The 24474-nt window shown below is 62.5% G+C and carries 24 protein-coding genes; 13 read left to right on the top strand and 11 right to left on the bottom strand.

Annotated features, from left to right (window positions below; translation table 11 throughout):
- Positions 1-143: 143 nt before the first annotated feature.
- The gene (locus tag L1K66_RS03285) at positions 144-1562 is read right to left on the bottom strand and encodes an alkaline phosphatase (protein ID WP_252259603.1); all 1419 of its coding nucleotides are present in this window, start codon (positions 1560-1562) and stop codon (positions 144-146) included.
- 99 nt (positions 1563-1661) lie between these two features.
- Here L1K66_RS03285 and xth point away from each other — a divergent pair, with 99 nt between their 5' ends.
- The 4 genes from xth to L1K66_RS03265 are packed head-to-tail and all read left to right on the top strand — an operon-like array spanning position 1662 to position 4721.
- Positions 1662-2450, top strand: a complete 789-nt coding sequence (gene xth / locus L1K66_RS03280) for an exodeoxyribonuclease III (protein WP_252259602.1) — start codon at positions 1662-1664, stop codon at positions 2448-2450.
- Positions 2447-3526: a GTP cyclohydrolase II gene (ribA, locus tag L1K66_RS03275; RefSeq protein ID WP_252259601.1), complete on the top strand. Its 1080-nt coding sequence runs from the start codon at positions 2447-2449 to the stop codon at positions 3524-3526. The genes xth and ribA overlap by 4 nt, the downstream gene beginning before the upstream one ends.
- Complete coding sequence (locus L1K66_RS03270) at positions 3523-4035, top strand: GNAT family N-acetyltransferase (RefSeq protein WP_252259600.1); 513 nt, start codon at positions 3523-3525, stop codon at positions 4033-4035. Before ribA ends, L1K66_RS03270 begins: the two co-directional genes overlap by 4 nt.
- Complete coding sequence (locus L1K66_RS03265; protein ID WP_252259599.1) at positions 4035-4721, top strand: tetratricopeptide repeat protein; 687 nt, start codon at positions 4035-4037, stop codon at positions 4719-4721. Before L1K66_RS03270 ends, L1K66_RS03265 begins: the two co-directional genes overlap by 1 nt.
- Positions 4722-4732: 11 nt before the next feature.
- Here L1K66_RS03265 and L1K66_RS03260 read toward each other — a convergent pair whose 3' ends face one another.
- Complete coding sequence (locus tag L1K66_RS03260) at positions 4733-5740, bottom strand: right-handed parallel beta-helix repeat-containing protein (protein ID WP_252259598.1); 1008 nt, start codon at positions 5738-5740, stop codon at positions 4733-4735.
- A 141-nt stretch (positions 5741-5881) separates the two neighbouring features.
- On the opposite strand from L1K66_RS03260, the gene L1K66_RS03255 reads away from it, so the two are divergent.
- From L1K66_RS03255 to L1K66_RS03230, 6 genes are read left to right on the top strand one after another with little or no spacing between them, the layout of a single operon-like run.
- Positions 5882-6199 (top strand): hypothetical protein, encoded by a 318-nt coding sequence (locus tag L1K66_RS03255; RefSeq protein WP_252259597.1) that lies wholly within the window; start codon positions 5882-5884, stop codon positions 6197-6199.
- 3 nt (positions 6200-6202) lie between these two features.
- The gene (locus tag L1K66_RS03250) at positions 6203-6445 is read left to right on the top strand and encodes a hypothetical protein (protein WP_252259596.1); all 243 of its coding nucleotides are present in this window, start codon (positions 6203-6205) and stop codon (positions 6443-6445) included.
- Positions 6442-7644, top strand: a complete 1203-nt coding sequence (locus L1K66_RS03245; protein WP_252259595.1) for an acyl-CoA dehydrogenase family protein — start codon at positions 6442-6444, stop codon at positions 7642-7644. Before L1K66_RS03250 ends, L1K66_RS03245 begins: the two co-directional genes overlap by 4 nt.
- Entirely contained in the window at positions 7637-8881 is a 1245-nt protein-coding gene (locus L1K66_RS03240) for a CoA transferase (protein ID WP_252259594.1), read from the top strand. Before L1K66_RS03245 ends, L1K66_RS03240 begins: the two co-directional genes overlap by 8 nt.
- Positions 8878-10104, top strand: a complete 1227-nt coding sequence (locus L1K66_RS03235) for an acetyl-CoA C-acetyltransferase (protein ID WP_252259593.1) — start codon at positions 8878-8880, stop codon at positions 10102-10104. Before L1K66_RS03240 ends, L1K66_RS03235 begins: the two co-directional genes overlap by 4 nt.
- On the top strand, positions 10104-10952 hold the full coding sequence (locus tag L1K66_RS03230; RefSeq protein ID WP_252259592.1) for an FAS1-like dehydratase domain-containing protein: 849 nt from the start codon (positions 10104-10106) through the stop codon (positions 10950-10952). Before L1K66_RS03235 ends, L1K66_RS03230 begins: the two co-directional genes overlap by 1 nt.
- Here L1K66_RS03230 and L1K66_RS03225 read toward each other — a convergent pair.
- The 3 genes from L1K66_RS03225 to ppk2 are packed head-to-tail and all read right to left on the bottom strand — an operon-like array spanning position 10949 to position 12933.
- The gene (locus L1K66_RS03225) at positions 10949-11155 is read right to left on the bottom strand and encodes a toxin-antitoxin system HicB family antitoxin (protein ID WP_252259591.1); all 207 of its coding nucleotides are present in this window, start codon (positions 11153-11155) and stop codon (positions 10949-10951) included. The genes L1K66_RS03230 and L1K66_RS03225 overlap by 4 nt on opposite strands.
- Positions 11156-11177: 22 nt before the next feature.
- Positions 11178-12083, bottom strand: coding sequence for an SPFH domain-containing protein (locus tag L1K66_RS03220; RefSeq protein WP_252259590.1), 906 nt, complete (start codon positions 12081-12083; stop codon positions 11178-11180).
- 58 nt (positions 12084-12141) lie between these two features.
- Entirely contained in the window at positions 12142-12933 is a 792-nt protein-coding gene (ppk2, locus tag L1K66_RS03215; RefSeq protein WP_252259589.1) for a polyphosphate kinase 2, read from the bottom strand.
- Positions 12934-13002: 69 nt separating this feature from the next.
- Between ppk2 and phhA the strand changes: the two genes are divergently transcribed.
- Positions 13003-13941, top strand: coding sequence for a phenylalanine 4-monooxygenase (phhA, locus tag L1K66_RS03210; protein ID WP_252259588.1), 939 nt, complete (start codon positions 13003-13005; stop codon positions 13939-13941).
- A gap of 25 nt (positions 13942-13966) precedes the next feature.
- On the opposite strand, the gene L1K66_RS03205 is transcribed toward phhA, so the two are convergent.
- The 4 genes from L1K66_RS03205 to L1K66_RS03190 form a co-directional block, all read right to left on the bottom strand.
- Entirely contained in the window at positions 13967-14224 is a 258-nt protein-coding gene (locus tag L1K66_RS03205; protein WP_252259587.1) for a GlsB/YeaQ/YmgE family stress response membrane protein, read from the bottom strand.
- Between the two features lie 88 nt (positions 14225-14312).
- Positions 14313-15170: an undecaprenyl-diphosphate phosphatase gene (locus L1K66_RS03200; protein WP_034956256.1), complete on the bottom strand. Its 858-nt coding sequence runs from the start codon at positions 15168-15170 to the stop codon at positions 14313-14315.
- Between the two features lie 72 nt (positions 15171-15242).
- Complete coding sequence (locus L1K66_RS03195; RefSeq protein ID WP_252259586.1) at positions 15243-17426, bottom strand: M13 family metallopeptidase; 2184 nt, start codon at positions 17424-17426, stop codon at positions 15243-15245.
- A gap of 110 nt (positions 17427-17536) precedes the next feature.
- On the bottom strand, positions 17537-19276 hold the full coding sequence (locus L1K66_RS03190) for an ABC transporter transmembrane domain-containing protein (RefSeq protein ID WP_252260577.1): 1740 nt from the start codon (positions 19274-19276) through the stop codon (positions 17537-17539).
- Between the two features lie 324 nt (positions 19277-19600).
- Between L1K66_RS03190 and L1K66_RS03185 the strand changes: the two genes are divergently transcribed.
- Positions 19601-20836: a polyhydroxyalkanoate depolymerase gene (locus L1K66_RS03185; RefSeq protein ID WP_252259585.1), complete on the top strand. Its 1236-nt coding sequence runs from the start codon at positions 19601-19603 to the stop codon at positions 20834-20836.
- A 135-nt stretch (positions 20837-20971) separates the two neighbouring features.
- On the top strand, positions 20972-22543 hold the full coding sequence (locus tag L1K66_RS03180; protein WP_252259584.1) for an amino acid permease: 1572 nt from the start codon (positions 20972-20974) through the stop codon (positions 22541-22543).
- Between the two features lie 14 nt (positions 22544-22557).
- Here L1K66_RS03180 and L1K66_RS03175 read toward each other — a convergent pair whose 3' ends face one another.
- Together L1K66_RS03175 and L1K66_RS03170 are read right to left on the bottom strand one after the other, a co-directional pair.
- Positions 22558-23841, bottom strand: a complete 1284-nt coding sequence (locus L1K66_RS03175; RefSeq protein ID WP_252259583.1) for an agmatine deiminase family protein — start codon at positions 23839-23841, stop codon at positions 22558-22560.
- Positions 23841-24443 carry a DUF4126 domain-containing protein gene (locus L1K66_RS03170; protein ID WP_252259582.1) on the bottom strand — a complete coding sequence of 201 codons (603 nt, stop codon included), beginning with the start codon at positions 24441-24443 and terminating at the stop codon, positions 23841-23843. The genes L1K66_RS03175 and L1K66_RS03170 overlap by 1 nt, the downstream gene beginning before the upstream one ends.
- Positions 24444-24474: the final 31 nt, after the last annotated feature.

Here is a 24474-nt window from a genome sequence, read left to right as displayed (position 1 = left end):
ACAAGGCGGTTGAACGCGAAGGTTTCCCCCCTGTTGCCTTCGCCCTGTAAGTCTCCGCCTTGCCAAAGCGTGACGAACGCTAACATCGAACCCCTGTGCCATCGCCCCCGGCACAGGGGTTTTTTGTTGCCTCTAAGCTAAGGTCAGTTCCAGCCAAAGGCGCTGCGGATCAGGTCGTAAATCACATTCTGTTCAATCACGCCGCGCACTTCGTCGGCTCCGGGCCCTTGTGCATAGAGGGCGACATCTTCGCCCGCGTGAGTCTCGCTGCCCAGTGGCACGGTTGCCTGCTGGCGCGCGCTCACTCCGGTATCGGGGCGCGGGCGTTCACCGGCAATTGCTCCCGGCCCGTTGGCATAGCCCAGCGTGGTGTAAGGTTTGCCGTCAGACGCCGCCAACGGCTCGTCAGCATTCGCCATTTCGCCTTCAGGCGGCACGACCAAGCCGAGAATGTCGTTCCCGCGCCGCGGGTAGCCGGCAATGGTGAAGACATGACTGTGATCGGCAGTGACCATGATCAGCGTTTCTTCAGGGTCTGTGTTGGCGATCGCATATTCGATCGCGCGAGCGAATTCGACTGCTTCCTCAAGCGCATAGCCCGCTTGCCCGGCGTGGTGGCCGTGATCGATGCGCCCGCCTTCGACCAGCAGGTAAAATCCATCGGGGTCACGATTGAGCCGGGCGATGGCCTGCGCGGTCATATCGGTGAGGGTAGGCTCCTGCGATCCACTCTCGCGTTCGGCCATGTAGGTCATGTGGCTGGGCGAAAAGAGCCCGAGAACGGGCTTTTCCAAAGGTGCGTCTTCCAGCGCCGCGGCGTTGCTCACAAAAGTGCCGCCGGTGCGCGCTGCCCATGCACCGGGAAGGTTGGCGGCAGGATCAAGCCGCCTTCCACCCATCTCGCTCCCGAAAAACGCCGCTATGCCGCCGCCCAACGCCACATCCCAATCCGCGGCGACCAGCTGGCTGGCGATATCGGCGCATCCTTTTCCGCGCTCGCCTTCGGGAATCGCGCTGTCGGCTTCCCAGTCACGATCGGCGCTGCGTGCATAGACGCTGGCCGGGGTCGCATGCGTGATCCGCGTCGTCGTGACTATGCCCAGCGCCAGCCCACGCTGCTTGGCTTCCTCGCCCAGCAACGGCAGCGGGTTTGCAAGGGCGTCCTCGCAAGACCCGCGCACGGCATCCGCACCGATCCCGAGCACGCCGATGCGGGTCTTCTCACCCGAATGCATCGCCGTGGCCGTGCCGGCGCTGTCGGGCACCTGCGCGTTGGTGTTGTAGGTCTTGACCAGCGCGACATTGTCGAAGGTTTCGAACGGCAGGACATATTCCTCCCCGCTCATGCCCTTTTTCTGCCCGGCATAGATACGCGCGGCAGTGATGGTGGAAATGCCCATGCCATCGCCGACGAACAGGATGACGTTCTTCGCGCGGGGGGCATCCGGCGGAGCAACGGAGCTCGCCGCGGTTTCCTCGCCATAGGTATTGACCGTGGTCGTGGTGCAGGCCCCCAGCAGCAGAGAAGCCGCAGCGATTGCGAGAGCGCGATGATTGATCATGTCCAGTCTCCGATATCTTTTCCGTGCTGCTATCGCCTTCCACTGTGACAGGAAAGTGAGAGGTGGCGTTTTGCCCGGCGTCTCCCTAAATCGCCAGACATGCTTTCTGTTGCCACCTGGAACATCAATTCGGTTCGCCTGCGCCTGCCGATCGTCGAGAAGTATCTGGCGGAGCACGCGCCGGACATTTTGTGCCTGCAGGAAATCAAGTGTCAGGAGCACCAGTTTCCCGCCGAGGCGCTGGCCGCGCTTGGCTATGAACATCAGGCGGTTTGCGGTCAAAAGGGCTATCACGGCGTTGCCACCGTCAGCCGCGTGCCGATCCGCGAGATTTCGCGCCACGACTGGCAGGACAATGGCGAAGCGCGCCATGTCGGGGTCGAAGTCGTGGGTAAGGGCATGGTGGTCGAAAACGTCTACATCCCCGCCGGTGGCGACGAACCTGATCGGGAGATCAACCCCAAGTTCGGCCAAAAGCTCGATTTCCTTGAACGCATGACCCGTTGGGCTGACAAGCTCGATACGCCCACGCTCATCGTCGGAGATTTCAACATCGCCCCGCTCGAATCCGATGTCTGGAACCACAAGCAACTGCTCAAGGTTGTCAGCCACACCCCGATCGAGGTCGAGACGCTGCAAAGGTTCAAGGATGCCCACGGCTGGACCGATATCGGGCGCGAGCATATCCGCGATCCGGAGCGGTATTACAGCTGGTGGAGCTACCGGGCCAAGGACTGGAAAGCGAATGATCGCGGGCGGCGGCTCGATCACATGTGGGCCAGTGCCGATCTCGCGAAGCAGTCGACCGCGCACCGCGTGCTTGAGGATGCCCGCAGCTGGGAAAAGCCCAGCGACCATGTCCCGCTGATTACCGAGTTCGATATTTGAGCGACGCATCGCCTCCGGTCTCGGCGGCACGTCGTGCGGCTCAGGCGGTGGACGCGCTGCGCCACGGCTGGCCACTGGCGTTTGAGGATGGCCCTGTCCTGCTTCCGATCGAGACGGCAATTGCGATCGAGGCTACCAGCACGCGCCTGCTGATATCGGCGGCACGCGCCGCGACGCTCAAACTCGCCAACCAACGCGACGCCGCCGTGCCGCATGCCCCTGTGCTGATCCACGGTGGCGAACCGTTTGACCTGCGCAGCGCCATCCCCATCGCCGATCCTGCCCTCGATCTTGCCAACCCTCTCAAAGGCCCGTTTCGCGCCGAGGCGCTGGACTGGGAAGCGACCGCCAGCGCGGCGATGGAACTGGCCCGGATTGCCGGAATCCTGCCCGCATTCATGGTCGATCCCGAAAACGCGGGCGAAGCGCATCGGCTGTCGGCCAGCGATCTCGGCGCATATGCCGATGCAGGCGCGCTGCGGATCATCACCCGTGCGAAGCTTCCGGTAAGCGCCAGCGAGGACGCGCAGATCGTCGCTTTCCGTTCCTCCGCCGACACGCGCGAACATGTCGCGCTCATCATCGGAGAACAATCGGGCGACCGCCTTCCGCTGGTGCGGCTCCATTCCGAATGCCTGACGGGCGACATCCTCGGCAGCCTCAAATGCGATTGCGGGCCGCAGCTCGACGCCGCGCTTCATGCGATGGCGGAGCATGCGCGCAATGACGGCGGCTGGGGCGCGTTGCTGTATCTGCGGCAAGAAGGGCGCGGGATCGGTCTCGTCAACAAGCTGCGCGCCTATCGTCTGCAGGACGAAGGGTTCGACACGGTCGATGCAAACCAGCGGCTTGGCCTTCCGGACGAAGCGCGCGATTTCCCCACCGCAGCGCGGATGCTGGAACTGCTCGGCGCCCGCGAAATCCGGCTGATGACGAACAACCCGGCGAAGGTCGATGCACTCACCGCAGCAGGGATCACGGTGGCCGAGCGTGTTCCGCACCAACTGCCCGATAATCCGCACAACGCCCGCTATCTTTCGACCAAGCGCGACAGATCGGGCCACCTGCTGACATGAGCTATTCGATCCGCACGGAGCAACCCGGCGATCAGGCCGCGATCCACGCGATGGTCACACGCGCCTTTGACGGGCACCCCTATTCGGATGGAGACGAACAGGATGTGATTGACCGCCTGCGGGCTGACGGCGACTTGCTGCTGTCGCTGGTGGCAGTGGACGAAGCGAGCGGGGCGATCATCGGCCAGATCACCTACTCCCCGGCGATCCTCGCCAATGGCGACACGGGGTGGGTCGTGCTTGGCCCGGTCGCAGTCGAGCCTGCGCATCAGGGCAAGGGTATCGGCCGAGCGCTGATCGAGGCTGGTGAGGCCATGATGCGCGAGCACGGGGCAAAGGGCATCACTGTCCTCGGCAATCCGGAGATCTATTCGCGCTTCGGGTTTGAAGCAGGCACACCGATGTGGCTCGCGGGCGAGCTTGGCTGGGCATTTCAGGTCAAGAGCCTTGGCTCACCGATCCCGGCATGCGAACAATCCTATGTTCGAGCTTTTGAGGGGGATCTGTGATGTTGCGCTCCGTTTTTCTAGCCTTTGTGTTGATCTTCAGCCTTGGCAACGCGTCATCCGACAAGATCGCCTCGCTTTACGAGAGTGGTGATTACACCGCTGCGGTGAAGGAAGCGCGCATCGCTTCGGAACGTGGTGATCCTCTTGCACATGCGTGGCTAGGGCGGTTTTACGAGAACGGAGACGGTGTTCAGGCCAATGCGCAGACAGCGGCATCGCACTATCGGATCGCCGCCGCCCAAGGAGAAAACTACGCGCGCTGGCGGCTGGGGGTGATGATCGACACCGGTGCCGCAAATGGCTCGCTGGAGGAGGCCGTCGGCTATTTCCGGGAAGCAGCGAGCGAGGATTACGCCAATGCGATCGTAAGCCTCGCCGTCATGCAGGCAACCGGGCGCGGTACGCCGCAAGACTACAGCGCCGCACTCTACAGCTATATGCGCGCCGCGCGGCTTGGCGATAGCGGCGGGGTGCGCGGCGTGGGCGTGATGTTCCACCTGGGAGAAGGCGTAGGGCAGGATTCCGAAGAAGCGCTGGCGTGGTTCCTCGTCGGCGCTGCCATGGGCAACGAGGACTCCAAGCAGGCATTCTATGACGTTGCCGGACAAATGCCGGAAGTCGATTTCAAGGAAATCGAAGCCCGGGCCATGGTGATTGCGGAAGAACTCGGCCTCGACGTTTCATAGGGCCTTGGGGCTCACCGCCGCTCGTAATTGGTCAACCCGCTTGCAAGGCGATTGCCGGCCAGTTCGACCCGCGATCCGGTCCAGTCTGCGAAGAACACGCTGCGGCGTTGCAGGCCAGGAACGAAGCGGGCTTCGTTGTTGCGGACGCTCAGGCCGTCGGAAGGATGCAGCACGGTTTCGGCGCCCAGCGCGATGAAGGCGGAGTAGTTTTCCTTGTCGCGGCCCTGCACGAACCAGTTGTTGGCAATACTGCCACGGCTGCCGGCCGGCAGGTCGATCATGTAATTGGTGCCGCTTCCCTGTGCGTCGTCGAAGCTGTTGTTCTCGATCGTGACCCGCGCCGCGCGCGCCTTTACGTAATGCCCACCGCGACCGCGCTCGAAACGGCTGTCGACCACCGTCAGTTCACCATAATTGCCGATGTAGAGCGAATGCGCGCAACCGGCAGAATTCTCGCAGGTGCCCAGCCCGCTGAAGGTCGAGCGGGTGATGTAGATGCGTCCGCCGGTGTCATTGGCGCTCAGGATGCCCTGCTGGCTATCGAGGAACCGGGCATAGGCGACGTTGAGCACCCCTTTTTCAAGGCGGATTCCGGCGCCATTACCGTCGGGCACGCTGATATTGCTGAAAGTGATACCGCGGATTTCCGCACCCAGCCCGCGCAGCACCAGTGCGGCCTTTCCTTCGCAGGCGGTGCGATCGAAGGCCACAGTGCCATATTCGCGCGCGACGAACAGGACCACGCCCTGGGTCTGGACCGCGCACTGGCGATATGTGCCGGGCGCGATCTCGATCGTGCCGCGCCGGTCACCGATCGCGTCGACGGCGGCTTGCAGGCCGCCATAGGTGCGGCCGGTCTCGATCACCGTAAAGGGCGCGCCGTCCGATTGCGCGGCAGACTTCGCCGGCAGCAGTGCCGAAAGGGCAAGGCCGAGGACCAACGCAAGAAACATCCAGTCGAGCGCATTGGCTAGAGTGGACGCAAAGGGGCGACGGGTTTGCGATGCGAGCTGTACCATGCGCGCATCATATCGCGATTCGCACAATCCCAGCGTGCCTGTGTCGGGCCTGTGCCGTTTCGATGCAGCAATTGCCCCTTGGCTTAACCCGGCCATCGCCGCTAGACGATCCGGGCTTTCGGGAAATGAGAGGAGACCCCGATGAACACGCTCACCATCAGTAACGCACGGAGCATGGCCTTGCTTTGCGCCGGAGCGGCAACGCTCGCCGCTTGTGGCAGCACCGACGACGCTTCGACCGAGGCGATGCCCGAAACGGTTGAAATGCCCGCAGACGCCGCGCTTGAGCCTGTGGCCGAGGAACCCGTGGCAGACCCTGATGCGCTGGTCGCACCAACCGATGCCGCAGCAAGCACCCCTGATACCGGCGCTGCGCAGCAGGCTGGCGATGCCGCTGCCCAGGTCGCCGCAGAGGCGGCCGCCGTCGCCGAGGCCGCTGACGACAGTGAAGGTGAATAGCCGATGCGCTCAGGATATCGTGCAGCGGCTCTGATCGCGCTTGTGGCGGCGATTTCGGCCTGCAATGAACAGGGCGGCAGCGCACCGGGTGCTGTCAGCGAAGGCGAAGCGCAGGCGCTCGAGGAAGCCGCCGAAATGCTCGACGAGCGCCAGCTTCCCGAAGGCGTGTTGCCACCCGTCGACGTGGCAGAGGATGGCGAAACGACGCTGGAACCCGAAACCCCGCAAGAGGCAGAAACCGAATGAACACCCAGCCCCAGTATCCCCTTGGCCACAATCCGGGAATGGATGAGGAAACCTTCGAACAATTCGCCGAGCAATTGACTCGCTACGTGCGCGAAAGGCTGATCCCGGCGGAAGCCGAAGTGATCGCAAACGATGCGATCCCGGCTGAGATCATCGATGAAATGCGCGAAATGGGGTTGTTCGGCCTGTCCGTACCCGAAGAATACGGCGGCGCCGGGCTGAACATGACGCAATATGCGCGCGTCGTGAACATCATGGCCTATGCCGCGCCCGCATACCGCTCGATCTTCTCGATCAACGTCGGCATGTTCGCCAGCGCGCTGAAGAACGGCGCGACCGAAGCGCAGAAGGCCGAATGGTATCCCAAGATCGCCGAAGGCAAGATTGCCTGTTTTGGCCTGACAGAGCCGGGTTCGGGCAGTGACAGCGCCGCCATGGCAACCACCGCCACCCCTGATCCGGACGGCAATGGCTGGATCCTCAACGGCACCAAGCGCTATATCACCAACGCCCCGCACGCCGAAGTCGCCTTGATCATGGCGCGGACGGAGAAAGAGGCCCTGCCCAAGAACGCGCATGTCAGCGCGTTTCTGGTGCCGATGAATACTCCGGGCGTTTCCACCGGTTCCCCAGACAAGAAGATGGGGCAATCCGGCAGCCACATCTCCGACATCATGCTCGACGATGTGAAGGTGCCGGGCGAGGCGCTGCTCGGCGGTGAAACCGGCCGTGGTTTCCGCTTTGCCATGCAGAGCCTCGACAATGGCCGCATCAGCGTGGGTGCGGCGGCCACCGGCTATGCCCGCCGCGCGCTCGATTCAGCCTTGCGCTATGCCAATGAACGCAAGGCATTTGGCGAACCGATCGCAAATTTCCAGCTGATCCAGCAGATGCTCGCGGACAGCGAGATCGAGATCTACGCCGCCGAAGCGATGATGAAGGATGTGACCGCACGCGCCGATCGCGGGGAGAACATCCTCGTCAAGGCTGCTGCGTTCAAGGTCTTCGCCTCGGAGATGTGCGGCCGCGTGGTGGACCGAGTGGTGCAGGTCTATGGCGGCGCCGGATACCTTGCCGAATACGACGCCGAACGCTTTTATCGCGATGCGCGCATCTATCGCATCTACGAAGGCACGACGCAGATCCTGCAACTCCAGATCGCCAAGCACATGCTGCGCGAATGGAGCGGGAATGTATAAGCTTCTAGCCGACCTTTCGATAATCGAGGTCTCCAGCTTTGTCGCTTCGCCCACGGCGGGCCTCTATTGCGCGCAAATGGGTGCAGAGGTGATCCGTGTCGATCACAAGGCAGGCGGTCTCGATTACGATCGCTACATGCTGACCAAAGAGGGCCGCTCGCTTTCGTGGGAGAACCTCAACCGCGCCAAGAAATCGGTGGCGCTGGATCTTCGCTCCGCTGAGGGCCGCGAATTGTGCGTCGAACTTGCGGCGCGCACCGGGCAGTTGATCACCAATCTGCCGGAAAGGAGCTTCCTCGCGCATGACGCGGTAAAAGCGGCCCAGCCGCAGGGCGCACCTGACCTCACATCGGTGCGGATCATGGGCTGGCACGATGGGCGGCAGGCGATGGACTTCACCGTCAACGCCGCGTCGGGATACCCCCTGATGACGGGCCCCGAAGACTGGGACATGGAAACCGCGCCTCCGGTCAATCAGGTGCTGCCCGCTTGGGATTTCATCACCGGAGCTTACTGCGCGTTCGCCCTGCTCGCCGCGCTGCGTCACCGCGATGCGACGGGCCAGGGCAGCGAAGTGCGCGTCCCGCTGGGTGATGTGGCGATCGGCACGGTCGCCAATTCAGGATTGATGGCGGAAATGCTCTATCGCGGCTCCGACCGGGAGCGGCTCGGCAATGCGATCTGGGGCGCGTTCGGGCGCGATTTCCGCTCAAAGGACGGGGTGCGCTTCATGGTTGCGGCGCTAACGCCCAAGCAGTGGGAGGGGCTGGTGGCAGCGTTTGGCGTGGCCACGCCTATCGGCCAACTGGAAGCCACAACCGGGGCCAATTTCTCGGCGGGTGACCGCTCGCGCTTCGAACACCGTCACGCGCTGTTCGACATTTTCCAGAACGTAGCCTCTGCGCACGAATATTCATCGCTCGAAGCCCGCATGGCGGCCGAGGGGTGCACTTTCGAGAAGTATCGCACCGCGCATGAAGCCGCGAACGATCCGGTGCTGGTGGCGTCCAATCCGCTGTTCGGGCCATCCCCTGCCAACCCTTCGGGCTTCGAATATCCGGCGACCCGCAGCTTTGCCAATCTGCCGGGACAGGAACCGGGCAACCCCGCCCCCGCGCCCTATCTGGGCCAGCATTCGGAAGAGGTTCTGACAGAGCGGCTCGGCCTGTCGAGCGGCGCGATTGGCAAATTGGTGGATGCCGGAACGGTGGCCCTGTCTGATAAGGACAACAAATGACCAGAAGAGCAGCAATCGTATCGCCCCTGCGGACCCCCGTCGGCAAATTCCTCGGCGGCTTGTCGAGCATGAATGCCGGCCAATTGGGTGCGGTGATCCTGAAAGCGCTGATCGAGCGCAGCGGGATCGATCCCGAGCGGGTCGACGATGTCGTGTTCAGCCAGGGCTACGGCAATGGCGAAGCGCCTGCGATCGGGCACTGGAGTTGGCTTGCCGCGGGCCTGCCAATCGAGGTCCCCGGCTTCCAGCTTGATCGGCGGTGCGGATCGGGCGTGCAGGCGGTGGCGACGGCGGCGATGATGATCGAGACCGGCATGGCGGATGTGGTTGTCGCGGGCGGTGTCGAAAGCATGTCGAATGTCGAACATTATACCACCGACTTGCGCGGCGGTGTGCGGATGGGCGACATGACGCTGCATGACCGCCTAGCGCGCGGCCGGTTGATGAGCCAGCCGATTGAACGCTTCGGCGTGATCACCGGCATGATCGAGACGGCGGAGAACCTCGCCAAGGATTACGGCATCACCCGCGAGGAGGCGGACGCCTTCGCGGTCCGCTCGCACCAGAACGCTGCTGCCGCATGGGAGCAACGCAAGTTCGATGGCCATCTGGTTCCGGTCGAGGTGCCGCAACGGCGCGGCGATCCGGTGCTGTTCGACCATGACGAAGGCTACCGCGCCGATGCCTCGATGGAGACGCTTGGGGCTTTGCGCGCAATCGACGTCAAGCGCGATCCTGCTGCCATCGTGACCGCGGGCAACGCCAGCCAGCAAAACGATGCCGCGGCGGCATGCCTTGTGGTGGCGGAGGACAAGCTCGAGGAATTGGGTCTGAGCCCGTCGCTATGGTTCGGCGGATGGGCTGCGGCGGGCTGCGACCCGTCGCGCATGGGTATCGGCCCGGTTCCGGCGGTCGAACGCCTGTTCGCGCGGCGCGGATACAGCTGGGACGATATCGGCCTCGTCGAACTCAATGAAGCCTTCGCGCCGCAGGTGCTGGCCGTGCTCAAGGGTTGGGGCTGGAGCGCGGATGACAGCCGCCGCGATATCCTGAACGTCAACGGTTCGGGCATATCGCTGGGCCATCCCATCGGCGCGACCGGAGGTCGCATCCTTGCGGACATGGCTGCCGAAATGCACCGGCGCGAGGTGCGCTATGGGCTTGAAACCATGTGCATCGGCGGTGGCCAGGGCATCGCGGCGGTGTTCGAGCGCGCAGCCTGATGGGCGAGTGGGACGCGTGGATCGGGCGCGAACAGCGCGCGAAGGATCGGCTGGACGAGGGGCTTGCAAGCCGCTGGCTCGCGACTTTCGATCTGGATCAGGATCAGGCGATCCTGCCGCAGGGCATCCACTTTGCCCTGTGCACGCCCGATGCGCCCACCACGGCGCTGGGTGAAGACGGTCATCCCGCCCGCGACGACAGCGCCGACAGCTTCCTGCCCCCGTTCCCAATGCCGCGCCGGATGTGGGCGTCGAGCGCAATCCGCTTCATCGCTCCCATCGCTCGCGGAGCCGTGATCGAGCGGATCAGCCGCGTCGCCTCGATCAGCGAGAAGGAAGGCGGTTCGGGCAAGCTCGCTTTTGTCGATGTGGAGCATGAAACCCACGCCAACGGCACGCTGTCGGTGCGCGAGACGCAAACGCTGGTCTATCGCGAGGCCGCCGCGCTCGACGCGCCGCTCAGCCCCCCGGATATGAGCGACGGCCAGTTTGACCCGTCCGGATGGAATGCACACCGGGCCATCACGCCCGATCCGCGTCTGCTGTTCCGTTATTCCGCGCTCACCTTCAACACGCACCGCATCCATTACGACGCGCCTTACGCCCGCGATGTCGAGCGGTATCGCGGACTGGTGGTGCACGGTCCGCTGACAGCCAGCCTGCTGTTGCAACTGGCCGCGCGGGAGCTGGGCGAGAACCGTCTGCGGCACTTCGAGTTTCGCGGGGTGTCTCCGGCCATAGCCGGAGAGCCGCTCCATCTGGTGATGCGCAAATCGGATAATGGCTTCGACATGGCGGCTTTTGCCGATGACGGGCGCCAGATTACCAAGGCAAGGGCCAGCCTCTAATCCTGCGCTTTGGGCGGCCTGCCCCGCCTTGGAGCCTTCGATTTCTCCACCTCGATTCCACGCGCCGACAAAGCCTCACGCAGCAGCATCTCGATCTGCGCGTTGGCAGAGCGAAGTTCAGCCCCCGCCAACCGCTCGATCGCGGCATGTACTGCCGGATCGAGCCGCAGGGCGAAGGCCTTTTTCTGAGCGGGTGCAGCCATGGCTGCCTCCTTGGATATCGTATTACTGGTAAAGCGTGCCGGCGTTGACGACGGGCTGCGCCTCGCGATCGCCGCACAGCACCACCATCAGGTTCGACACCATGGCCGCCTTGCGTTCATCGTCGAGCTCGACCACGCCATCGCTCGAGAGCTTCTCGAGCGCATCCTCGACCATGCTGACCGCGCCGATCACCACCTTCTTGCGCGCGGCGATCACCGCGTCGGCCTGCTGGCGGCGCAGCATCGCACCGGCGATTTCGGGGGCATAGGCAAGGTGGGTAAGGCCTGCTTCGTCAACGGTGATGCCTGCAACCTGAAGCCGTTCGTTAAGCTCCACGATCAGTTCACGGTTGACCACTTCGCCGCTGCCGCGCAGCGTGGTTTCGTCTTCGTCGGACATGTCATCATAGGGATGGCGCGAGCCGACCGTTCGCAATCCGGCTTCGATCTGGATGTTCACGAATTCCTTGTAGTCATCGACATCGAACACCGCCTGAGCGGTGTCGGCGACACGCCACACGACATTGCAGGCGATCTCGATCGGGTTGCCGCGCAGATCGTTGATCTTGACCCTTTCGGAATGGATGTTGTGCGCGCGCACGCTCACCTTCTGCTTGCCAAACCACGGCCATACCCAGTGCAGCCCATCCTTGCGAACCGTTCCGCGGTATTCGCCGAACAGGGTAAGCACGACTGCCTGATTGGGCTGGATCATGAAGAAGCCAACCGAGACCAGCACAAATCCCACAGCGCTCAAGATCAGCAAGGGCAGTCCGACAATCGGGCCCAGTGCCGGGCCTAGCCCGGCGAGAAAAAACAGCGCCGGCACGGCCACAAATACCGGCAGCATCGCGAGCATGACATACCCGTTGTGCGCGCTGCCTGCGCGTTCCTTGCTAGCGGCCATCGATTCGATACGTTCAACCATAACAGTCCCCTGTCCGATATAATTATGATATCATATTTATATCGCGTGGGAGCGAATGTCAATGCTCCGGGCGATAGTCCGGTATCGGTTGCAGCACGCCATAGCTTTCCGCGCTCGGCTCATGGCCCAGATCCGGAAAGTCGATTTCGGGCGGGGCCACATGCGTATCAGGCAAGTGGTCAAGCAGATGGCGGACCAGCGTCAGTCGTCCCCTCTTCTGATCGTTGAAATCGACCAGTGTCCATGGGGCATGGCTGGTATGCGTCGCCTTGAGCATCGACTCCCGCGCTTTTGTGTAGGCGTCATATTTCTCACGCGCCGCAAGATCGATCGGCGAAAGTTTCCAGCGCTTGAGCGGGTCTTCCAACCGCTCTTTTAGCCGCTCCTCCTGATTGTCCTGATCGGTTGTCAGCCAGTATTTGAACACCAGGATCCCGTCGTCGGTAAGCAGCTTTTCAAACACCGGAACCTGCTTCAGGAACGCCTCAACCTGCGCCTCGGTCGCATAACCCATAACCTTTTCGACGCCCGCGCGATTGTACCAGCTGCGGTCGAACAGGACGATTTCACCGGCATGGGGAAGGTGCGCGATGTAGCGCTGGAAATACCACTGGGTGAGCTCCTCCTCACTGGGTTTGGACAGTGCGACAGTGCGGCACTGCCGCGGGTTGAGCTTGTCGCGCACCGCGCTGATCGCACCGCCCTTGCCTGCCGTATCGCGTCCCTCGAACAGCACGACAATCCGCGCACCCGTAGTCCGGGCCCAACGTGCCATCCCGACCAGCTCCTCGGTCATAGGCTCCAGCAGTTCGCGGTATTCCTTGCCCTTCAGCTTTTCCCCTTTGGCCATAGTGCCTTCCTATCCCTTTGCGCGTTTCGGTTGTTGCATCGGCGCGATGGTAGTATCATTTGAGACCTGATGGCTACTCTTGCAGACCACACCACCGATTTTTCCCGACTGCCGGACTTGCCCGCAGACGTTTTCACCGCACCTCTGGCAAAGCCACCGCATCTGGGCGATGACTGGCTTGAACCTGCCCAAACCGATTATTCTTCCGAAGATCACGCCATTTGGGACGATCTGTTCGCCCGCCAGATGGAGGTGCTACCCGGACGCGCGGCGAGCGCTTTCATGGCGGGTCTGGAAAAGCTGGATTTGTCGCGTGGAGGCATCCCCGAATTCGGGCAGCTGTCCGAAGAACTCGGCAGGCTGACCGGGTGGAGCGTGGTGCCGGTGCCGATGCTGATACCCGATCATGTGTTCTTCTGGCACCTCGCCAACCGGCGTTTCCCGGCGGGCAATTTCATCCGTACGCGGGAAACCTTCGATTACATCCAGGAACCCGACGTGTTTCACGACGTGTTCGGCCACGTCCCCATGCTGACCGATCCCGTCTATGCCGATTACATGCAGGAATATGGCCGCGCCGGGTGGAAGGCGATGCGGTACAACCGGCTGAAGGCGCTGGGCTCGCTCTATTGGTATACGGTCGAATTCGGCCTGATCGAAGAGGAAGCCGGCATCCGCGCCTATGGCGCAGGTATCCTTTCAGGCCCGACCGAAGCCCGATTTGCCGTCGAAGCGCAAAGCCCCAATCGCATCATGCTGAATGTCGACCGGGTGATGCGCACCGATTACGTGATCAGCGACCTGCAACCGACCTATTTCGTGATCGAGAGTTTCGAAGATCTCTATCGCCAGACAGTCACACGCGATTTCGACAAGCTCTATCGCAGCCTCGCGCCCGGGTTCACCTATGCCAACAGCGCGGTGATCGATGTCGATTATGTGGTGCACCGCGGCACTCAGGAATATCACCTGCGCGGCGGAAGGGGCAGCGGCGCAAAGCCGGTCTGATATCCCTCTGCGGGATCGTAGCCGCCTACGCTTCTGCCTTGCGATTGAGAACCGCGTGATAGATCACCAGTGCGGCGGCCGGTGCGGCAATCGCCGCGCCCAAAGCCAGCAAGGACAGGCTCCCGAGGATCGTGCCGGAGTTGATCAGCAGCCCCGCGATCAGGCTGGCCACAAGGCCTATTCCCATCTGACGCAGGATCGCGCCCGATTCCTCGGTGCGCGCGACGACTGAAGCCAGCCAACCTGCGCTAAGGCCAATAACAATCAGAAGAAGCAGCGCCATTCAATCAAGTCATTCCGGTGCAAGAGTTTCACCCCCAGAACATCCGGGGCGCGGGTTTGGTTCCGACAGTCTGTAATCGCAGGCGGCTTCAGAAGAAATAGAACAGCGCGCAACCCATTGCGATGCGATAGACCACAAAGACCAGCATCGACGCCCGCTTCAGGAAGTTCATCAGGAACGCCATCGTCAGGAACGCGGCGACGAAGGTCATGGCGCCGGTGATGATTGCTTCCATCAGCAGGGCGCCATCGGCCTCCAGCAGGTCAGGGACGATCAAGACTCCCGCACCCGCGACCGCCGGGATTGAGAGAAGGAAGGAGAACCGCGCCGCTTCGAATCGGCCATAGCCCAAAAACCGGGCCGCGGTCATGGTGACACCCGAACGGCTTGTGCCCGGAACCAGCGCCAGCGCCTGCGCCAGACCGACGATCAACCCGTCGCGCCACGTCATCTGCTCGAAGGTCTTTTCCTCCTTGCCGAAGTGGTCAGCGAGGCCGAGCAGGATGCCGTAGACGATGAGGTTGGTTGCAACGAGATCGGTGAACCGGATCGACTCGAGCAGGTCGCCATCCTTGATCTCGATTCCGAACACGCTCGAAACGACGCCGTTGAGGAAACCCAGCTTGATCGCCAGCCCGAACAGGACGGCGGGAATCGTGCCCAGCACGATCCACAGGAACAACTTGCGCCATTCGCTCGCACCGGGACTGTTCGCACCGATTCCGACTGTCGCAAAGCCGCCGCGCGCGAGGCCCAGCACGTCCTTGAAGAAATAGGTGATGATCGCCAGCAACGATCCGACATGCACGGCAATGTCGATCATCGGCCCCTGATCGGCTGCGCCAGTAAAAACCGGCACCAGGATCAAATGGCCGGAAGACGAGATCGGCAGGAATTCGGTGATTCCCTGAACGATCGCGATGATGAGCATCTGCAGAAAAGTCATGACCCGCGCCTCTCGTAGGAAGCGCGGGCCAAGTCAATCGGGATTAGCGGGAGGCTTAGCCCCCGGACCCATTTACCAGATGCGTACGCGTTCCTCTGGCGGGAGGTACATCGCGTGATCTTCGGTCACGCCAAAAGCCTCGTACCATTCGTCAAGGTTCCGCACGACGCCGTTGGTGCGGTATTCTTCCGGGCTGTGGCTGTCGGTGCGCAGGCGCTGGCGATAGTTGTCTTCGCGCTGCTGCGAACGCCACACCTGTGCCCAGGCGATGAAGAACCGCTGATCCCCGGTCAGCCCGTCGATCACCGGCACTTCCTTGCCCTCGGTCGCGATCTTGTAGGCACGATAGGCAAGGCTCAACCCGCCAAGGTCACCGATGTTCTCGCCAAGGGTGAAGCGGCCGTTGACGCAGGTTTCACCGTTGTCGAGCGGGCAGAACGCGTCGTACTGCGCCACCAGAGCGTCGCCGCGCGCGTCGAAATTGGCGCGATCCTCGTCTGTCCACCAGTTCCGCAGCGCACCCGTTGCATCATACTTCGAACCCTGATCGTCAAAGCCGTGGCCGATTTCATGGCCGATCACCCCGCCGATAGCACCATAGTTCACCGCCGGATCATTGGTCAGCGCGAAGAACGGCTGCTGCAGGATCGCGGCGGGGAAGACGATTTCGTTCTTGGTAGGGTTGTAATAGGCGTTGACCGTCTGCGGCAGCATGAACCACTCGGTCCGGTCAATCGGCTGACCCAGCTTGGCGACATTGTCGCGCAGGCCCCAGGCATCAGCGGCAATCGCATTGGCCAGCGGATTGTCGGCCGTCACCTCCAGCCCTTCATAGGTTTCGAGGTTGTCGCGATAACCGATCTTGGGATCGAAGCTGGCGAGCTTCTCCAGCGCGCGCTGCTTTGTCTCCGCACCCATCCATTCGATCTCGTCGATCGACTGCGCAACCGCGACCCGCAGGTTCGCCACCAGTTCTTCCATCGCCGCCTTGTTTTCCGGCGGGAAGTAACGCTCGACATAGCTCTTGCCGATCAGTTCCCCCAAGCCCCCTTCGGTGTGGGCGATAGCACGCTTCCACCGGGCGCGCTGTTCAGGCGTGCCTTGCAGCAGCTTGCCATAGAGCGCGAAATTCGCCTCGTCGAAGCGCGAGGGCAGAACCGATGCGTGATCCGACAGGAATTCCTTGATCGACCACGCCTGAAGCGTCGCCAGCGGCGTGTCGTTCAGCAGCTTGAGCATGCCCGGCATGCCTTCGCCGATCTGGGCAAGCTGTTCTTCGGTAAGGCCCAGTTCCTTGGCGCGCTCATCGCTCGGCGGCAGGTTGCCGACAACGAAGATCGGCGAGGCGTCGAGCCCGATCTTGCCGAGCATGGCGGCCACGGGGAAGTCCCCAGCCATCGCTTCGAGTTCGGCCATGGTCATCGCGTTATAGGTGAGATCACGGTTGCGCCGCGCGGTGCGGGCCCAGTCGATGTCCCGCGCAATGCGATCTTCCATCGCATAGACCGCTTCGGCAGCGGCCATCGGATCGGCATAGCCGGCCTCGCCTAGCAGCATTGCGACATACTCGCGATAAGCCTGCTGGATCGCTTTGCCCTTTTCGCTCTCGTCGAGGTAGTAATCCCGGTCCGGCAGGCCCAGGCCGCCGCTGCCGAGATAGGCGACATAGCGATCGGGCTGTTTTGCATCGACGTTGACGAAGCCGCCCAGGGGGCTGGAATAGGCAGGATCCGCCCAAAGCATCGCCAGATCTTCGAGCGAAGTCGCGGCAACGATCGCGTTGAGATAAGGCTGTGCCGGAGCAAGATCGGCGGCATCAATGGCTTCAACATCGAGATAGGCATTGTGCATGTCGACAATGCGCTTTTCGTCGCTGGTGAGCGTCGCCGGGTCCTTTGCCACCAGCTCGTCCATCAGCGCCTTGACGTCGGTCGTCGACTTTTCGCGCAGCAGGTTGAACGCGCCGAACCGGCTGAATTCGGCCGGCAGCGGGTTGGCATCGAGCCACTTCTGGTTGACGTAGGCGAAGAAGTCGTCGCCCGGATCGACCGTGATCGAAAGCAACTCCGGATCGACGCCCCATGTACCGAAGCTCATCGTCGGCGTGGCCGGTTCCGGCGCGGCTTCGGCATCGGCATGCGCTTCGAGCATTTCGATGTCGGCACCGGGAATTCCCGAATCCTGATGGGCGGCGGCCGCTCCGGCGAGAGCAAAGGCGGCGGTGCCTGCGAGAAGCAGAGTGGTCTTGCGGATCATATGTGCGGTCCCCGTTTGAAAGACTTTGATTGCAGTCGTGATGTAACGCCTGCGCGCGCGCAAGGTTGCCGCTTGTCGCTCAAGTGACGCGGTTCGTCGAAAGGGGTGCCTCAGGCCGCTTCCGCGGCGAACTGGAGCGAGGCCAGTCGCGCATACAGACCGCCCGCCGCGCTCAATTGCGCATGGGTGCCCTGTTCAACCACTTCGCCATCTTCAAGCACGATGATCCGGTCCGCCGCACGCACCGTCGCAAGTCTGTGCGCGATTACCAGCGTGGTGCGATCCTTCATCAGCACTTCCAATGCCTGCTGCACCAGTTGTTCGCTTTCGGCGTCGAGCGCGCTCGTCGCTTCGTCCAGCAGCAGGATCGGCGCATCGCGTAGCAGCGCACGGGCAATCGCGACGCGCTGTTGCTGGCCGCCCGACAATTGCGTGCCGCCCTCACCCAGATAGGTGTCGAGCCCCTGCGGCAACGCCTTCAGGAAGGTTTCAGCATTGGCGGCGCGGGCCGCTTCCCAGATTTCCTCGTCGCTCGCATCCCACTTGCCATAGCGCAGATTGTCGCGGGCGTTGGCGCTGAACAGCACACCGTCCTGCGGCACCAGAGCCAGCCGCTCGCGGATGTCCGCCGGGTCAGCCTTGGTCAGCGGCACCCCGTCGAGCCGGATCGTGCCCACTTGCGGATCGTAGAACCGCTCGACCAGCTGAAAGATCGTCGATTTGCCCGCACCCGAGGGGCCGACAATGGCGACGGTCTCGCCCGGCTCGATTTCGAGGCTGAAATCCTTGAGCGCCGGAGTTTCCGGGCGCGCCGGATAACGGAAGGTGACATTGCGGAACGAGAGGCTGCCACGCGCCGGCACAGGCAGCGCCTCTGGTCGTTCGGGCGCAGCGATAGCGGGCTTTGCCTCAAGCAATTCGGCAAGGCGGCTTGCGGCCCCTGCCCCGCGCAGCAATTCGCCATAGACTTCGGTGAGCGCACCGAACGCCCCCGCCACGATCATCGCGCCAACAATGAAGGACAGGATCGTGCCGCCGGTAATCTCGCCGGCAGCGACGCCCTCGGCCCCGCGCCACAGCAGCAGCACGATGGACCCGAAGATCGCGAGGATGATCACCGCCGTCATTATCGAACGCAGCACTATGCGGCGACGCGCGGTGTCGAACGTACGCTCCACCGCGTCGCCAAAACGATCGGCCTCGCGCGCTTCCTGGCCAAAGCTCTGCACCACTTTCATCGCGCTCAGAACTTCGGTCACCATCGCGCCGACATCGGCGATCCGATCCTGGCTGTCGCGCGAGATGGTCCTGATCTTGCGTCCGAAGAACACGATAGGCAGGATCACGCCGGGAATGCCGACAGCGAGCCATACCGTAAGGCCCGGCAACAGCCAGAACAGGTAGATCGTCCCGCCGATGCCGAGGAAGATGTTGCGCAGCGCCACCGAAACCGTGGTGCCGACCACCGTTTCGATGATCGCGGTGTCCGCCGTCATCCGGCTGGAAATCTCCTTGGGGCTGTTTTTCTCGTAGAACCCGGGCGAAAGCCGCATCAGATTTCGGTGCACCTTGCGACGAATATCGGCGACAACGCGTTCGCCGATCCAGCTAACGAAGTAAAACCGCGCAGCCGTGCCGAATGCGATCACCAGCACGATCCCGAACAGATAGCGGAACCAGCGTCCGATATCGCCTGCGCCTTCGACGCCCGCCGAACCGCCGCCGAAGCCCCGATCGACAATCAGTTGCATCGCCGCCGGAATGGCAAGAGTGCCTGCCGCCGTGATCGTCAGCGCGATCAGCGCGAGCATCACCTGTGTCGGATACTTCGCGGCCTCGCGAAAAATCATCCGCAGCGGCGCGAGCGAGCGCGGCTTTTTCGCCTCCGCAGCAGCATCTGCTCCCTCGCCTCCCGCCTGCTCGAGCGGATCGAGGGTGCTTTCGTCTGCGCTTTCGCTGATTTGGGTAGGTGCCCCGGACATAGTCGGCCCCATCTAGACACGCCGAACGCAAATTTCACGCGCAAAAAACACTTGTTTGCCCAGCGCATCCGACCTCTCGGTAAAATTGTGCATTGCACAACGGCGCGCGAAGGGCCATCTAGGCGTCAATCCGCACGCCGCGTAGGGGGATCGCGCGTCGCACACTCGGATCCAGACAACGGACGGGCGCTTATGCTTTATCAGGCTTACGAACTGCAACGCAGCTGGATGAATTCGGTCAGCTCGGTTGCCTCGATCACATCGGAACTGCTGGCAAATCCAGCCAATCCGCTGAGTTATCTCGGAATCGGTCCGATCGCCGCCAACGCGCTCGACGTGTTCGCGCACGCCACGGCCTACTATTCGAAGCCCGCTTTCGGCATCACCGAAGTGGATGTTGACGGCAAAATCTACCCGGTGATCGAAGCGACTGTGATGAATCGCCCGTTCGGCGATCTCAAGCGGTTCCGGCTTGATGGCGTCGATGATGACCGGCCCAAGCTGCTGATCGTCGCCCCGATGAGCGGCCATTTCGCCACCCTGCTGCGCGGCACTGTGCGGCGGATGCTGCAGAAATACGAAGTTTACATTACCGACTGGGCCGATGCGAAGACGGTTCCCTTGCACGAAGGTAACTTCGATCTCGACGATTACATCGACTATTTGATCGAATTCCTCGAATACATCGAGCAGGTGAAGCCCGGCCAGCGTCCGCATATGCTGGCGGTGTGTCAGCCTTCCGTCCCGGCTTTCGCCACCACCGCCCTGATGAACCAGCACAATTCGCCCGCGACCCCACTGACGCTGACGATGATGGGCGGGCCGATCGACACCCGCGAAAGCCCGACCACGGTCAACAACCATGCGATGAACCGTCCGATCGAATGGTTCCGCCAGAGCGTTATCACCACCGTGCCGATCAACTATCGCGGTGCCGGGCGGCGGGTCTATCCCGGCTTCATGCAGCTTTCGGCCTTCATGAGCATGAACCTGCAAAGCCACATGATGAGCCATTACGAGATGTTCAAACATCTGACTGCGGGCGACGAGGAAAGCGCGCAGGCGACCAAGGATTTCTACGACGAATATCGCGCGGTGTGCGACATGACGGCGGAATTCTACCTCCAGACCGTCGAGGAAGTGTTCCAGAAGCACTCGATCCCCAACGGCGAATTCCGTCACAAGGGCGAGATCGTCGACCTCACCCAGATCACCGACACCGCCTTGCTGGCGATCGAAGGCGAGCGTGACGACATTTCGGGGCTTGGCCAGACAAAGGCCGCGCTGAAGCTCGCAAGTGGCCTCTCCGAAGACAAGAAGCGGTACTACATGGCTGAAGGCGCCGGGCATTACGGCATCTTCAACGGCAGCAAGTGGCGCAACAACGTCGCACCGGTGGTCGAGGAATTCATCGCCGCTCACAATTGAGCGGGCTGAATTCCCCACCCCACTCGCGCCGCTTCGATTTTCCCTATTTCACGGCGCGATTCCCGGTGGTATTCGCCGGCCGGACGACTGGCTGGACGCGCCTATGCAGTTGCGGGTCGCAGGGTATTCCCGAACATGATCCTCGATCGCGTAAAGCCGCTCGATGCAATTCTGGCCGCGGCGAAGCGTAAGTCGCTCAAACGGACAATGGGCGGCTTGCAACTGATGCTGTTCGGCATCGGCTGCATCATTGGCACCGGCATCTTCGTTCTGACAGCGGCAGGCGCGCAAAAGGCGGGGCCGGGCCTTATGCTCGCCTTTGCCATTGCCGGAGCGATCTGCATCGTTGCCGCACTTTGTTACGCCGAAATCGCGTCCACCATTCCGGTATCGGGGTCGGCCTATACCTACACCTATGCGACCATGGGCGAATTCCTGGCCTGGACGGTCGGCTGGGCGCTGGTGCTCGAATACGCGATCGCTGCAAGCGCGGTTTCGGTCGGTTGGTCGGGCTATTTCGTCGGCACGATCCTCAACGAAACGCTCGGGATAACGCTTCCGGCATGGCTTTCCGGTGGCCCGTTGGCGCTGGGCGGGGTCGAAGGCGGGTTGATCAACCTGCCCGCGCTGGTGATCGCGCTGCTGGTGACAGGGCTGCTGATGATCGGCACCAGCGAAAGCGCCAAGGTCAACGCGGTGCTCGTTGCAATCAAGGTGTCGGCGTTGACGATCTTCATCGCGCTTACCCTGCCTCAAGTCGATCCGGACAAGTTCAATCCCTTCCTTCCGGCGGGCGTGTTCGGCGGCTGGGGCAGCGGGCTGGGCGCAGTCGGCGCGGCGGCGACTATCTTCTTCGCCTATGTCGGGTTCGACGCGGTTTCGACCGCGGCGGAGGAAACCAAGGATCCGCAGCGCAACGTGCCGATCGGCCTCGTCGGATCGCTGCTGTTTTGCACCGTGTTCTACATCGCGGTTGCAGCGGGCGCGATCGGCACCATCGGCGGCCAGCCGATCATGGGGCCGGACGGCATTCCCTTCCCTGCGGGCTCTGAAGAACTGGCACGCCAATGCGCGCTGCCTGCCTATTCCTCGGCTCTGGTGTGCTCGGACGAGGCGCTGGCGCACGTCCTGCGGCAGATCGGCTGGTCGGGCGTGGGCAATGCGCTGGGCTATGCCGCATTCCTCGCGCTGCCTTCGGTGATCCTTGTGCTGCTGTTTGCGCAGACACGCATCTTCTTCGTGATGAGCCGCGACGGGCTGTTGCCCGAGGTTTTGAGCAAGGTGCACCCCAAATGGCATACGCCGCATGTCGTCACCATGATCACCGGCGCAGCGGTGGCTGTGGCGGCGGCATTCCTGCCGGTCGGACAGCTTGCCGATATCGCGAATGCCGGCACACTGTACGCTTTCGCACTGGTCGCAATCGCGGTGCTGGTGCTGCGCAAGCAACGCCCCGATGTGCATCGGCCGTTCCGTGTCCAAGGCGTCTGGGTGATCGCGCCCGCAGCCGTTGCAGGCTGCATCTTCCTGTTCCTGAACCTGCCGCTCGATGCGATGATCGTGCTGCCCGTATGGAGCGCCATCGGCATCGCGATCTACCTCGCCTATGGCCGCAGCCGCAGCCATCTGGGCAAGGGTATCATCGAAGTGGTGGACGATATCGAAGGTGACGAGGCGCTGGTTCCGATCGATCCGCCCAAGGGCTGATCGACAGGAGGGCGTCAGCCTGACACGGCGGGTTGCTGCCGTGTCAGGCAGTGCACACCTCCGCCATCCCAGTTTGCCGCCAGCGGATTGATCTGGACGATCTCCCGATCCGGGAACAGCCGTTTCAGGATCGCGGCGGATTGTTCGTCGCTCTCGCGCAGATGATCGGGCAGGCCGTCGCCGCCGTACCTTGCCGACACCACCACGCCGTTGGTGACGAGAAAGTTGAGGTAACTGACCGCCGGCACATCGATCACCTCATCACCGATCTTGAAATCGCGATAGACGGAACGTGCATCGAAACCTGTCGGGGCCGCCATGAAGTCCCTTTGGGTGAGCTTGCGGCGGCGCAGGAACGGGCCGACATCGGGCACCGGCATCGGGATGACCTTGAAGGGCTTACCATCAGGATCGCGCGCTTCTTCTAGCTGGCGCCGGTTCTCGGTGAGGATTTCGTGATCCAGCCGCATAAGAGGATCACGATCACGCTCTGCCTCGCTGACCTCGCCGACAAGGATCGTGTCTTCGCTGACGAAGCGCACATATTCATCGACATGCCCGTTCGCACCCCAACCAAAGAAATTGGCGACCTTGGGCCCGGCAAACACCCGATCCGTGATCGGTGCACGATCAAGCCAGATAACTTGCTCCTTGCCGTACATCCGTTTGAGTTCACTTTCGATCTCGGCCAGCGACTTGCCCGGATTGCGGTGCAACGCGGCATCGCGATAGGTGACGAGCGAACGGGAATTGACCTCCAGCCCGCCTCCCTCGGCGACAACATCGGATTCGATCAGCCGGTATTCACGCGCGGCTGCGATCTGGCGGGGGGCCTTTCCGCGTGCCATCTGGCCGGGACTGCTCCAGGGCCAGGGGAAGCCGTAATTGCCCCATTTGAAGGCGGCGATCTGTAACCGCTCGCCATTGGAAACAAACAGCGGCCCGGTGTCGCGCACCCACACATCGACCGTTTCCTGCGTGTTGAAGCTGACCCTGCCGGGATCGATCTTCCGTTCGGCCATCAGCGCGCCGATGCGGCGACTGCTGTCTGCATCTTCGACGTTGACGATGACGGGGATGTAGGGCGTGAGCGCCGCGAGCATGTCCAGCCGCAGACGGACGTGGCCTTCATCATCGAACAGGCCATTGTTCCAGCCGATCCAGACGGCTTCGTGAGCGTGCCATTCCGGCGGGAATGTATAGCCTTCTGGGCTGGTAAAACTCCCGGCCCGGGCAATCGTGGTGCCCGAAACCAGCGAAGCGGCTGTCGCACTTGCGAGGAAATCACGTCGGTCCATTATGAGTTCCCCTTTGGCTTTTTGCCGAAAAACAATCGCTTCAAGATCCGCTGCGCAAGCCACAGGAGCGCAATCGCGATCAACAGCAGCACCGCGGCTATCCCGGCGGCGAGCATCGGGTATTCATAGGCGAGCCACAACAGACCGACGGTGGCGATATCCTCTACGCTGGAGGCGGCGATGTTGCTGACCGGTTCGGGCGAGGTGTTGACGACGGCACGCGCCGATGCCTTGCCGCCATGCGCGAGGAAGCTCGCTCCACCGCCCAGCAGGAATGCGACCACCTGCGTCGCGGGGTCGGACGGGTCAACGATGGCAAGCGCCAGCAGCGCGCCGCCCACGGGCCGCACAAAGGTGTGAACCGCGTCCCACGCGCTGTCGAGCCAGATGACCTTATCGGCGAAGAATTCAGCCAGAGCGCCGATCAACGCGATGCCCATCACCCAGGGGTTCGCCAGCACGGCGAGACTGGCGAGATGTTCAGGCACCGGCAGCGCCTCCAGCCGCATCGCGAGGCCGGTGGCAAAAATGCAAAGATACAGCCGCCAGCCTGCTAGGAGGCTGACGCTGCCTGCGATCCCGATGATTTCCATGATGCCCATGCGCTGCCTCTCCCGATAGAGAAGGATGCGC

It is taken from the genome of Erythrobacter aurantius, from assembly GCF_023823125.1.
Taxonomy (GTDB): Bacteria; Pseudomonadota; Alphaproteobacteria; order Sphingomonadales; family Sphingomonadaceae; genus Erythrobacter; species Erythrobacter aurantius.
This window is presented reverse-complemented; position numbering and strand designations above follow the sequence as displayed.